The organism is Herbaspirillum sp. WGmk3 (assembly GCF_023952535.1).
Lineage (GTDB): Bacteria > Pseudomonadota > Gammaproteobacteria > Burkholderiales > Burkholderiaceae_D > Herbaspirillum > Herbaspirillum huttiense.
In genome coordinates this window covers 1-278 of record NZ_JAKYWT010000049.1, presented here as the reverse complement: position 1 = coordinate 278, position 278 = coordinate 1, and the positions used below count along the sequence as shown (strand labels likewise).

At 65.5% G+C, this 278-nt stretch carries 1 pseudogene; it reads left to right on the top strand.

Annotation, left to right across the window (positions count from 1 at the left end):
* Nucleotides 1–266 (top strand): annotated as a pseudogene (locus MKD49_RS25880) (hypothetical protein); the annotation flags it as partial.
* Nucleotides 267–278: the final 12 nt, after the last annotated feature.

Sequence of the window (278 nt, the reverse complement as noted above, 5' to 3'; positions counted from 1 at the left end):
ATCCGTCGTACGCCGGCGAGGTCGATGCGGTCGTCGTCGGCCTGTACCTGGACTTCGATTATCAGAAACTGACGGCGTTGAGCGGAGCGATCAGAAACGGTGCGACGTTCATCGCCACGAACGACGACGCGACCTACCCCACACCGCGGGGGCCCGTGCCTGGTGGTGGAGCGATCGTCGCCGCGGTCGCCACCGCAGCAGGCGCAGCGCCGATCATCACCGGCAAACCGTTCGAACCCATGGCCGCGCTGGTTCGTCAACGATGAGGCCCAGAGTTC